Raw genomic sequence first — 11408 nt, 5'->3', positions numbered from 1 at the left:
ACCTCGGCGAGATCCTCCACCGCTACCAGCGCATCGTCATCCCCGAGATGAACCTCGGCCAGCTCGCCACCCTCATCCGCGCCAAATACCTCGTCCACGCCCACTCCTACAACCAGGTCAACGGCATGCCGTTCAAGGCCGAACAACTGGCCGACGCACTCAAGGAGTTCCTGTGACCTGGGACGTGGTGATCGTCGGCGGCGGGGTCGTCGGAGCCGCCGTCTTCCACGAACTGGCCGACCGGGGCGCCCGGGTGCTGCTGGTCGAACGCGACCGCTGCGGACTCGGCACCACCGCGTGGAGCGGCGGCATCGTCCGCTGCTACCACGACGACCCGGTCCTGGTGGAGCGGGCCCTGACCGGCTGGCGCCACTTCCGCGACTTCGCCGCCCGCACCGGGATCGACGTACCGTTCACCGAGAGCGGCTTCCTCTACGTGCCCCACCCGGACCGGCACGCCTACGCCCGCGACCTCGTCCGGCGCGGCACCGGGGCGCCCATGGAGTGGCTGACGCCCGAGCAGGCGGAGCGCCGCTTCGGCCATCTGCTGAGCGCCCCCGTCGCCGGCGCCGTATGGGAGCCCGAGGCCGGATACCTGGACCCGCTGGACGTCACCCGCGCCTATCTGCGGGCCGGGAGCGCCAAGGGCGGCCGGGTCATGGAAGGCGTCGAGGTGACGGGCGTACTGCGCCGGGACGGACGCACCCACGGACTGCGCACCGGTGCCGGCGACCTGTCCGCCGGCACCGTCGTGCTGGCCGCCGGCGCCGACACCCCGCGGCTGCTGGACGCCTGGGGCGTGCCGCACGACCTGTGGGCGCAGGCCATCCAGGTCGAACTGCGCCGCCCGGCCGCCCCGGTGACCGGACACCCCGCCTACATGGACGACGTCCACGACGTCAACGGACGGCCCGACCCGGACACCGCGGGCATGCTCCTCGGCCACCCGACCGGGCAGCGCGTGCCCGCCCGCTCCGGCGGCGGACCCGCCGACCCCGCCCAGTCGGCGCGGGCCGTGGCCGCCGGTTCCGCACGCTTTCGCTGGGCGGCCGGCAGCGAGCCGCTGGGCGCGCTGCGCGCCGCCGAGTGCTACGCCCCCGACCCCCGCGCCCGGGTCGGCAGACTGCCGGACGACCCCGGTCTGCTGCTGGCCACCGGCTTCAGCGGCGGCGGTTTCAAGATGGCGCCCTGGGCCGCCGAGGAGACCGCCCGGCTGACCGCCCGGCGCTGACGGCTCCGCCCCACCACCCGATCCCGAACCGGAAGACAGACTTCATGGCACAGCAGATCAAGGGCGTCCTGCCCGTCGTCCTCATGCCCTACACGGACGGCGGAGCGGTGGACGAGGACGGCTTCCTCGCCCAGACGGACCACATGTTCGACGCCGGCTGCGACGGCTTCGTCGTCGGCCAGATATCGGAGGTGCTGCGGCTGACCCACGAGGAGCGGCTGCGGGTCGCCGAACTGTGCGCCAAGGCGGCCCAGGGACGCGGTGTCTCCGTGATGAGCACGGGCGCCGAGACCCCCGAGGCCGCCGTGGCGTACACCCGGCACGCCCAGGACGCGGGCGTGGACGCCGCGCTGGTGATGCACCCCGCGACCATCCCGCTGGACGACGACGGCATGGTCGAGTACTACAGCGCGGTCGTCGAGGCGGTGGACATCCCGGTGATCGTCCACCACGCCAAGAGCCTCGCCAAGCAGCCGCTGACCGTCGCCGCGCAGGCCCGGCTGCTGGACAAGTACGGCGAGGACCGGGTGCTGTTCAAGCCGGAGGCGCAGCCCACCCCGCCGCGCGTCAGCGAGCTGCGCGACGCCACCGGCGGCCGGGCCCGGATCTTCGAGGGCGACGGCGGGATGATGCTGCTCGACTGCCACCGCCGCGGCCTCGCCGGCACCATCCCCGCCACCGAGATCGCCGAGATCGTCGTCGTGCTGTGGCGGCTGCTGGAGCAGGGGCGGCGCGCGGAGGCCGAGCGGATCGGCCACCCGCTGTCGTACCTGATGTGCCACATGATGAACAGCACCGACTACTACCTCGCCATCGCCAAGCGGCTGCTGAAGGAGCGCGGGCTGATCAGGTCCGCCCAGGTGCGCGGCCCGAGCCGGTACACCCTCGACGACGAGACATGGACCGAGGTCCGGCACACCTACTACGGCCTCCTCGACCTCATCCGGGAGTTCTGACATGAACGTGAACCGGGACGGCCTCACCGTCCTCGACTGCACGCTGCGGGACGGCGGCTACTACACCAACTGGAACTTCGACGCGGAGCTGGTGCGCGAGTACCTCGCCGTCTGCCCGGCGCTCGGTGTCGACGTGGTGGAGCTGGGCTATGTGCGCTTCGCCGACGAGCAGCGCTTCGGCCCGTACGGCAGGCTCCCCGACGGCCTGACCCCGGACCTGCGGGACGCGCTGCCCGCGGACCACGGGCTGCGGTTCGCCGTGATGGTGGACGCCGCCGACCTCACCGGGCTGCCCGCCGCCGAGGTGGGCGAGGCGCTCACCCGGAAGCTGGCGCCCGGCTCGCTGCCGGTGGACATCGTCCGGCTGGCCGTCCACTTCGAGCGGGCCGCCGAGGCGGGCGAGGTGGTCGCCTCGCTGCGCGCGGCCGGCTACGCCGTGTGCCTCAACCTGATGCAGATCGGCCTCGCCGACGCCGGTCAGCTCGACCGGTGCCTGGCCGCCGTCGCCGGGATGGGCCCGCTGGAGGCGGTGTACATCGCCGACTCGCTGGGCTCCCTCACCCCCGGGCACACGGCCGAGCTGGTCCGGCTCTTCCGGTCCGGCCAGGACGCGCCGGTGGGCATCCACGCCCACGACAACCAGGGATACGCCCTGCACAACACGGTCGTCGCGGCCGACACCGGCGCCACCTGGGTGGACGGCACCGTGCACGGCATGGGCCGCGGGGCCGGCAACACCCGGATCGAGCAGCTGCTCGGCGTCCTCGGGCACGGCCCGGACCGGCTCCGGCCGCTGCTGCGGCTGATCGTCCGGCACTTCCACCCGCTGATGGACAAGTACCGCTGGGGCGCCAGCGGGCTGTTCGCGATGGCCGGGCTGTACGAGGTGCACCCGACCTATGTGCAGTGCCTGGACGAGCGGACCTCGCTGACCGCCGACGCGAAGCTGACCGCGCTGGCCTACCTGGCGGACGCCTCGGCCGCCCGCTTCTCCCCGGCGGTCCTCGACCGCGCCCTGGCCCACGCCGCCGCCTGACCGGCCACCGCCCGACCGCCGTAGCCGCAGTGGATCCCGTACGGCAGACTGCGGCTGTCTCTTGTCGACGCGGAACCGGAGGAACGTCGTGGCGGACGGTGGACGACCCGTGGTGGCGGTCTCGGGTGTGACCCGGGGCCTCGGCCGGGCCCTGCTCCGGCGCTTCGCCGCGCTCGGACACCCCGTGGCCGGCTGCGGCCGGGACACCGCCGCGCTGGCCGGTCTCGCCGCCGAACTCGGCCCCGCCGCCCATGTCCTGGACCGCGTGGACGTCACCGACGCCGCCGCGGTCGAGGCCTGGGCCGAGCGCGTCCGGCGCGAACTGGGCGCCCCCGCCCTGGTGGTGGCCAACGCGGGCCTCGCCGCCGGGCCCGCCCCGCTCTGGGAGGTGCCGCCGGCCGAGTTCGAGGCGGTCCTGCGGGTCAACGTCGTCGGCGTCTACACGATGGTGCGGGCCTTCCTGCCGCGCCTCGCCGACGGCGGCACCCTGGTCAACCTCTCCTCCGGCTGGGGCCGCACCCCGCGCGCCCTGCTGGCCACGTACACGGCGAGCAAGTTCGCCGTGGAGGGACTTACCCGCGCTGTCGCCGAGGAGGCGGCCCGGCTGCGGCCCGGCGTGCGCGTGGTCGCGCTGGACCCGGGCGGCGGCATCGACACCGGCATGCTCGCCACCTGCATGCCGGAGACGCACCAGCACTACCCCACCCCCGAGGAGTGGGCGGAGAACGCCGCCGACTACCTCCTGCACCACCTGCCCGCCGAGCGGGACCAGATCTCCCTGACCGTCCCGCAGCGGACGGTCTGACACCCCCCTCGACTCCGAGCCGGTCGTGCCTCACCAGGCACGGTCGGCTCTTTCGCGTGCCCGAAAGGCGACACCCATGCCCTACACGGAACCCATCGCGCCGCCCGCCCACACCCCGCGGGCCCAGGCCTCCCGGCCGCGCACCGCCACCCCCCGGCGCCTGCTGATGTGCCCGCCCCGGCACTTCGAGGTCAGCTACTCCATCAACCCCTGGATGGAGCCCGAGAAACCGTCCGACAACGCCACCGCGCTGCTCCAGTGGGAACGCCTGCGGGACACCTACCTCGACCTCGGCCACACCGTCGAGATCATCGAACCGCTGCCCGGCCTGCCCGACATGGTCTTCGCGGCGAACGGCGCGACCGTGGTCGACGGCAAGGTGCTCGGCGCCCGCTTCCGGCACCTCCAGCGCACCGCCGAGGGCCCCGGCTACCTCGCCTGGTTCCAGGAGCACGGCTACACCGACGTGCACTGGCCCGAGTTCATCAACGAGGGCGAGGGCGACTACCTGCTCGTCGGCCGCCGCCTGCTGGCCGGCACCGGATTCCGCACCGACCCCCGCTCGCACGCCGAGGCGCAGGAGTACTTCGGCGTCCCGGTCACCGGGCTCACCCTCGTCGACCCGCGGTTCTACCACCTGGACACCGCGCTCGCCGTGCTCTCGGACGACGAGGTCATGTACTACCCCGAGGCGTTCACCCCGGGCAGCCGGGCCGTGCTGCGCGAGCTGTTCCCGGACGCCGTGCTCGCCACCGCCGAGGACGCCGAGGTGTTCGGCCTCAACGCCTTCTCCGACGGCCGGCACGTGGTGCTGCCCAGCGCCGCGACCGGGCTCATCGACCAGCTGCGCCGGCGCGGGTTCGAGCCGGTCGGCGTCGACCTGCCCGAGCTGCTGAAGGCCGGCGGCGGCGCCAAGTGCTGCACGTTGGAGCTGCGCGACGCCCGCTGACCGGCACCCCCGCATCCGACAAGGAGGACCCTCCCATCGTCACCACCATCCGCATCGACCGGGCCGCCGCCGCCGAGGAGTTCGGCATGGCCTGCCAGCGGCTCATCCCCTGGCAGCCGGGCGCCGCCGAACCGCCGCTCGGCGCCATGGCCTGCTTCCTGCCCGCCGGGTCCAGCTCGGCCCCGGACTGCCACGACCAGGACGAGGTGATGATCGTCCTCGCCGGGTCCGGCACCGTCACCCTCGCCGGCGAGGACGCGCCCTGCACCGCGGGCGACCTCGTCGTCCTGCCCCGCAACCACGAGCACGTCGTGCACAACCCGTACGACGAGGAGCTGCGCTGGGTCTCCGTCTACTGGCCGCTGCACGAGCCGAAGGAAAGCACCGGATGAACACCCCGCAATGGATCACGGCAACCCCGCCGACCCCCAACGGCGACCTGCACCTCGGCCATGTCGCCGGCCCCTACGTCGCCGGTGACGTGCTGCGCCGCTTCCTCGCCGCCGAGGGCGCCGAGGTGCGCTACACCACCGGCCTGGACGACCACCAGAGCTATGTGCCGGTGCGCGGCCTGAAGGACGGCGGCCGCAAGGGCGAGGAGGTCGCCGACGGGTACGGCGCGTCCATCGAGTCGGTGTGGCGGCAGATCGGCGCCCACTTCGACGCGATCGTCCGGCCCCGCCGCGACGCCGGCTACACCGCCCGGATCCAGGACTTCTTCCAGCAGCTGTACGACGCCGGGCACATCGTCGCCCGGACCCGGCCGCTGCCGTACTGCACCGGCTGCGAGCGCTGGCTCTACGAGGCGTACGTCAAGGGCGGCTGCCCGCACTGCGGTGCGGCGAGCAACGGCAACGCGTGCGAACCCTGCGGCCGGCCCAACGACTGCGCCGACCTCACCGACCCCGAGTGCACGGTGTGCGGCGCCCCGGCCGAACTGCGCGACCAGGCCCGGCTGTACTTCCCGCTCGCCCCCTTCGAGGAGCGGCTCGCCGCCTTCTGGGAGCAGGTCGACATGCCGCCCCACCTGCGCGCCCTGTGCGAGCGGATGCGGGCCGCCGGACTGCCCGAGATCGCCGTCAGCCACCCCTCCGACTGGGGCGTCCCGGTGCCGGTCGCGGGCTTCCAGGACCAGCGGGTCTACGTCTGGTTCGAGATGGCCCCCGGCTATCTGCGGGAGTGGGAGACCGCCGCCGACGGGCCGGCCCCCGCCCCCGTGCAGTTCTTCGGCTTCGACAACGGCTACTTCCACGCGGTGCTGTTCCCCGCCGCGTTCCTGGCCGCCGACCCGGACCGGGCGCCGCTGGCCCGGGCCTTCGTGGTCAACGAGTTCTACCGGCTGGAGGGCCTGAAGTTCTCCACCAGCCGCCGGCACGCCGTCTGGGCGCACGAGGAACTCGCCCGCACCAGCGCCGACGTGCTCCGCTACCACGTGCTCGCCGACCGGCCCAACGGCCGCGAGACCAGCTTCACCGGCGCCGCGCTGGAGCGCAGCCGCGCCCGGCTCGCCGAGCTGTGGGACGGCTGGCTGCACCGGCTGCTGACCGCCGTGGCCGACGACTGCGGCGGCGCCGTACCCGCCGAGCGCCCGCAGGGCCCGGCCTGGGAGCGGCTGCGCGACCGGCTGACGCGGACCGTGGCGGAGCTGCGGGAGGCCTACTCGGTCGCCGGGTTCGACAGCCGCCGCGCCGTCGCGCTGCTGGACGAGATCGTCTCCCTCGCCGACGACTTCGGCCATGTGCACGGCCATGAGCGGCTGCGCCCGGACGGCGCCGGCGCCCACCGGTCCGCCCTCGCCGCCCAGCTCGCGGTCGCCGCCGCGCTGTCCGCGTGGGCCGCCCCCGTGCTGCCGGACGGCGCCGGCCGCCTCGCGGACCTGCTCGGGCTGCCCGCCGGGCGCCGTGTCGACGAGGCCGCCCTGCGCGGCCCGGACCCCGGCACCCCGCTGGCCGTACCCGCCGGGGCGGTCTTCGGTGGGTGAGGTGCGGGCCGCGGTCGTCGGCCCGTTCTCCGGGCCGCGCGCCGCCTGGGGCGAACTCCTCGAACAGGGCGCCGCGGCGCACGCGGACGGGCCGGTCCGGTGGGACTTCCACGACGACCGCGGCGACACCGCGCTGGCCCGGTCGGTCGCCGAGGCGGTGGTCGCCGACGGCCGCTACGCCCTCGTCGTCGGCCACTTCAACAGCGCGGGCGCCCGGGCGGCGCTGCCCCTCTACCGGGCGGCCGGCCTGCCGGTGCTGCTGCCCCTCGCCACCGCACCGGGGCTGCTCGCCGACGCGGCGGGCACCGCCCTGCGCTGGTGCCCGGACGACGTCGCCCAGCTGACCGAGATCCGCGCGGCGGCCCGGCGAGCCGGCCACCACCGCCTCGCCGTCACCCACGACGCCACCCCCACCGGCGCCCACCTGGCCCAGCTCTTCCACGCCGGTGTCCTGGGGGCCGGGGCCCAGGACGAGAGCCCGGCGACTGGGGGCCGGCCCGCCGCCCCGGCAACCGGGGCGGACTCCGACGCCTTGGCGGCCGGGGGAGAACCCGTTGCCTTGGCAGCCGGGGGACGCGGTGTTGCCCTGGTGGCCGAGAGGGAGGCCGACGCGCTGGTGGTGTGCGGGACGCATGCCGGTGTGGCCCGGGTCGCGCGGGAGCGCCGGGCGGCCGGCTTCGGCGGCACCTTCTACTTCACCGACGACTGCGCGGTGGACGAGTTCGCCGCGCTGCTCGGGGACGCGGCGGGCAGCGCCCGGGTGGCCCGGCTGCGCGGCGGCCCCGCCGCCTACGTGGACGACACCTTCCGCACCGCCCGCGCGGCCCTCACCCACAGCCCCGAGGCCCGCGGCGCCGCCCTGGTCACCCTGCTGCGCACCCACGCGAGCCACCCCTTCACCCCCGAGGGCGAGCCCCGCCCCGGTACAGGCCGCTTTGGGCCCGGCTGGGACGTCGTACCGCTGACCCCGCCCCCGGCCACCGCGGACCCCACCCCCGCCCGCGGCCCCGGGGTCCGGCACGGCCGGGTGTACGACGTCCTGGTCGTCGGCGCCGGAGTCGTGGGCGCCGCGACCGCGGACGTGCTGGCCCGGCAGGGACTGCGCGTCGGCATGACCGCGCCCTCGGCCGCGGACCCGGCGGCGACCCGGTACTCCGGCGGACTGGTGCGCGCCTACGAGCCCGACCCGGCCCTGCGCGAACTGGCCCTGCGCAGCCACGCCCTGGCCTGGGGCGGGACCGACGGCGACCACCCGCCCACCGGGTTCCGGCGGACCGGCTCCCTGGTGCTGCTCGGCGAGGGCGACCTGCCCGAGGCGGAGAAGGGCGTCGCCGAGCTGACCGCCGCCGGAGTCACCGCGCACCTGCTGGACCCCGGCGAGCTGCGGACCCGGTTCCCCGGACTGGCCGCGCACGACATCGCCGGAGCGGTGTGGGAGCCCGGCGGAGGCTATGCCGACCCGCCCGTCACCGCCCTCGCGCTGCGCGACCGCGCCGCCGCCCACCACGCCGTCGTACTGGCCGGCCGGGCCCGCCGGATCGACCAGCGGGACCCCGACAGCGTGGCCGTGCTGCTGGAACAGGGCGAGGTCCGGGCCCGGGCCGTGGTGCTCGCCACCGGCGCCGGCACCGGTCGGATCGCCGGGCACGCGCTGTCGGCCCCCGTGCCGCACACCGGCCCGCGCACCAAACGCATCCGGTACGCCTTCTTCGCCCACCCCGACGCCGCCCGGCAGCCCACCGTCTGCGACCTGGTCACCGGGGTGTGGGGCCGCCCCCAGCACGGCGGCTCCGCCGCGGGCGGCTATCTGACCGGCCGTCCGGTGGACGAGTGGGACGTCGCGCCCGGCGGCGGGGACACGGTCACCGCGGCCCAGGCCGAGCACATCAGGGAACTGGCCGCCCGCCGCTGGCCCTGGCTGCACCGGGCCGGGTTCCTGCACGGCCGGCACGGCGTCGACCTCTTCACCCGGGACGGCCGGCCGCTCGTCGGCCCGCCGACCCCCGGCGGCCGCGTCGTGCTCGCGACCGGCTGGTCCGGCGCCGGATTCAAGACGGCCCCCGCCGCGGGGGAACTCGTCGCCGCCCATGTGCTGGAGGCCCTCGGATGACGAGGGCCGCCGTACCGACGTACCCGAGAACCGACCCGAGAGGCCGTTGAACCATGAGCCACCCGTCCGCGACCGACCCGTCCGTGACCGACCGGTCCGCGACCGATCCGCGCACGCCCGTCTACGACATCGTCGGCGTGGGATTCGGTCCGGCCAACCTCGCCCTGGCCATCGCCGTGGAGGAGTACAACGAGACGGCCTCCCCCGAGGACCGGCTGACCGCCGTCTTCCTGGAGCGGCAGCCCGCCTTCGGCTGGCACCGCGGCATGCTCCTCGAGGGCGCGACCATGCAGGTGTCCTTCCTCAAGGACCTGGCCACCCTGCGCAACCCGCGCAGCCGGTTCGGCTTCGTGCCCTACCTCCACGACCGCGGCCGGCTGGTGGACTTCATCAACCACAAGGTGCTCTACCCCTCCCGCGAGGAGTTCCACGACTACCTGCGCTGGTGCGCCGACGGCGTGGACCACATGGTCCACTACGGCGCCGAGGTGCGGGCCGTACGGCCGGCCGCCGGGCAGGGCCGCCGGACCGGCGAGCTGGACGTCACGGCCGTCGCCGCGGACGGCTCGGGGACGGTCACCTACCGGGCGCGCAACCTCGTCGTGGCCACCGGGCTGGTGCCCAGACTGCCCGACGGGGTGGTCTCCGGCGACCGCGTCTGGCACTCCAGCGAGTTCCTGCACCGGCTGAACGCCTTCCCGCAGTCCGACCCGCGCCGTTTCGTCGTCGTCGGGGCGGGCCAGAGCGCCGCCGAGATCGTCGACCATCTGCACACCGGCTACCCGGGCGCCGAGGTCTGCGCGGTGCTGTCCCGCTACGGCTACAGCCCCGCCGACGACAGCCCGTACGCCAACCGCATCTTCGACCCGGCCGCCGTGGACCTGTACCACGGGGCGGACAGCGCCGTGCGCGGGATGCTCATGGACTACCACCGCAACACCAACTACGGCGTCGTGGACATCGACCTCATCCAGGAGCTGTACCGGCGCGCCTACCAGGAGAAGGTCCGCGGCGAGCAGCGGCTGCGCATCCTCGGCGCCTCCCGGGTGGAGTCGCTGGACGCGTCCGCCGACGGGGTCACCGTCCAGGTGCGCGACCTGGCCACCGGCCGGACCGAGCGGCTCGACGCCGACGCCGTGGTGTACGCGACGGGCTACACCGAGCTGGACCCGGTACGGCTCCTCGGCGAGCTGGGCACGGCGTTCCGGCGTGACGCCGAGGGCCGGCTGCGGGTCCACCGCGACTACCGGATCGACACCGCGGACACCCTCTCCGCCGCCGTCTACCTCCAGGGCGGCACCGAGCACACGCACGGCATCACCTCGAACCTGCTGTCCATGGCGGCGGTACGGGCCGGGGAGATCTGTGCCTCGCTGGTCGCCCGGCGCGCCGCCGGCACCCGGCGGACCTCGACGGCGGCCCCGGCCACCGAGGCCCCGGCCACCGCGGCGGCCGCCTGACCGGGCCGCCCGCCGCCCCTGTCCCACCTGCTGAAAGGACCGAGGACCGATGACCGCTGAGCTGGCGCAGACCGAACGCACCAGACTGCGCCGGATGCGGCACAAGGGAAGCCACCGGCGCGCCGACCTCGACGCCGTGCTCGGCGCGGGCTTCCTGTGTCATCTGGGGGTGCTCGTGGACGGCACCCCCATGGTCGTCCCCACCGTGTACGGCGTGGACGGCGACACCCTCTATCTGCACGGCTCGGTGGCGAGCCGCAGCCTGCTGCGGGCGCCGGACGCGACCGTCTGCGTCACCGTCACCCACGTCGACGGGATCGTGCTGGCCCGGTCCGTCTTCGAACACGGCGTCAACTACCGCTCCGCGATGGTGTACGGCGTGCCGCGCGCCGTCACCGACCCGGAGGAGAAGCTCCGGGGGCTGCGCGCCCTCACCGAGAGGTGCGCGCCCGGGCAGTGGGACTACGCGCGCCGGCCCAGCCGGAAGGAGCTGGCCGCGACCGCGCTGCTGGCCCTGGAGCTGACCGAGGCCTCGGTCAAGACCCGCTCCGGCCCCCCGGACGACGGCGACGGCCCCGATGCCGCGCTCGGCCTCTGGGCGGGCGTACTGCCGCTGACCACCCACTGGGGCACCCCCGTGCCCGACCCGCTGCTCGGCCCGGACGCCGAGGCGCCGGCCCATGTCCTGGCCCGCGCCGGCAGCCGTGCCGGGGCCCCCGCCGATGGAACGCCCATCCCCGAGGAAGAGATCCATGCCGACCACCACTGAACTCACCCTGCGGCCCAAGGACTTCAAGTCGGATCAGGAGGTGCGCTGGTGCCCGGGCTGCGGTGACTACGCGATCCTGGCCGCCGTGCAGGGCTTCATGCCGGAACTGGG

General features: G+C 75.0%; 10 protein-coding genes and 1 pseudogene. All 11 read left to right on the top strand.

What is annotated here, in order from left to right:
- Window positions 1-172 precede the first annotated feature (172 nt).
- Window positions 173-1231, top strand: a complete 1059-nt coding sequence (locus tag ACZ5CZ_RS38520; RefSeq protein WP_468949498.1) for an NAD(P)/FAD-dependent oxidoreductase — start codon at window positions 173-175, stop codon at window positions 1229-1231.
- Between the two features lie 44 nt (window positions 1232-1275).
- Window positions 1276-2187, top strand: coding sequence for a dihydrodipicolinate synthase family protein (locus tag ACZ5CZ_RS38515; protein ID WP_385847980.1), 912 nt, complete (start codon window positions 1276-1278; stop codon window positions 2185-2187).
- 1 nt (window position 2188) lies between these two features.
- On the top strand, window positions 2189-3223 hold the full coding sequence (locus tag ACZ5CZ_RS38510) for a beta/alpha barrel domain-containing protein (RefSeq protein ID WP_385847981.1): 1035 nt from the start codon (window positions 2189-2191) through the stop codon (window positions 3221-3223).
- Window positions 3224-3332: 109 nt separating this feature from the next.
- Window positions 3333-4028 carry an SDR family oxidoreductase gene (locus ACZ5CZ_RS38505; RefSeq protein WP_468949496.1) on the top strand — a complete coding sequence of 232 codons (696 nt, stop codon included), beginning with the start codon at window positions 3333-3335 and terminating at the stop codon, window positions 4026-4028.
- 76 nt (window positions 4029-4104) lie between these two features.
- Window positions 4105-4977, top strand: a complete 873-nt coding sequence (gene ddaH / locus ACZ5CZ_RS38500; protein ID WP_468949494.1) for a dimethylargininase — start codon at window positions 4105-4107, stop codon at window positions 4975-4977.
- Window positions 4944-5369, top strand: coding sequence for a cupin domain-containing protein (locus tag ACZ5CZ_RS38495; RefSeq protein WP_385847985.1), 426 nt, complete (start codon window positions 4944-4946; stop codon window positions 5367-5369). The genes ddaH and ACZ5CZ_RS38495 overlap by 34 nt, the downstream gene beginning before the upstream one ends.
- Window positions 5366-6958, top strand: coding sequence for a methionine--tRNA ligase (locus ACZ5CZ_RS38490; protein ID WP_468949491.1), 1593 nt, complete (start codon window positions 5366-5368; stop codon window positions 6956-6958). The genes ACZ5CZ_RS38495 and ACZ5CZ_RS38490 overlap by 4 nt, the downstream gene beginning before the upstream one ends.
- Window positions 6951-9068, top strand: coding sequence for an FAD-dependent oxidoreductase (locus ACZ5CZ_RS38485; protein ID WP_468949489.1), 2118 nt, complete (start codon window positions 6951-6953; stop codon window positions 9066-9068). The genes ACZ5CZ_RS38490 and ACZ5CZ_RS38485 overlap by 8 nt, the downstream gene beginning before the upstream one ends.
- A 53-nt stretch (window positions 9069-9121) precedes the next feature.
- Window positions 9122-10528: a lysine N(6)-hydroxylase/L-ornithine N(5)-oxygenase family protein gene (locus ACZ5CZ_RS38480; protein WP_468949487.1), complete on the top strand. Its 1407-nt coding sequence runs from the start codon at window positions 9122-9124 to the stop codon at window positions 10526-10528.
- 49 nt (window positions 10529-10577) lie between these two features.
- A complete protein-coding gene (locus ACZ5CZ_RS38475) occupies window positions 10578-11297 on the top strand; it encodes a pyridoxamine 5'-phosphate oxidase family protein (protein WP_468949485.1) in 720 nt (239 codons plus the stop codon).
- A pseudogene (locus ACZ5CZ_RS38470) lies at window positions 11281-11408 on the top strand (2-oxoacid:ferredoxin oxidoreductase subunit beta); the annotation flags it as partial. The gene ACZ5CZ_RS38475 and the pseudogene ACZ5CZ_RS38470, both read left to right, overlap by 17 nt.

Source organism: Streptomyces sp. NPDC031418 (genome assembly GCF_055581605.1).
The sequence above is the reverse complement of the archived record's forward strand: the minus strand, read 5'-3'. Positions and strand labels throughout refer to the sequence as shown.

Coding starts and splice junctions, on each gene's coding strand:
- ACZ5CZ_RS38490 (WP_468949491.1), top strand. CDS start 5,366: ATGAACACCCCGCAATGGATCACGGCAACCCCGCCGACCCCCAACGGC.
- ddaH (WP_468949494.1), top strand. CDS start 4,105: ATGCCCTACACGGAACCCATCGCGCCGCCCGCCCACACCCCGCGGGCC.
- ACZ5CZ_RS38515 (WP_385847980.1), top strand. CDS start 1,276: ATGGCACAGCAGATCAAGGGCGTCCTGCCCGTCGTCCTCATGCCCTAC.
- ACZ5CZ_RS38475 (WP_468949485.1), top strand. CDS start 10,578: ATGACCGCTGAGCTGGCGCAGACCGAACGCACCAGACTGCGCCGGATG.
- ACZ5CZ_RS38510 (WP_385847981.1), top strand. CDS start 2,189: ATGAACGTGAACCGGGACGGCCTCACCGTCCTCGACTGCACGCTGCGG.
- ACZ5CZ_RS38480 (WP_468949487.1), top strand. CDS start 9,122: ATGAGCCACCCGTCCGCGACCGACCCGTCCGTGACCGACCGGTCCGCG.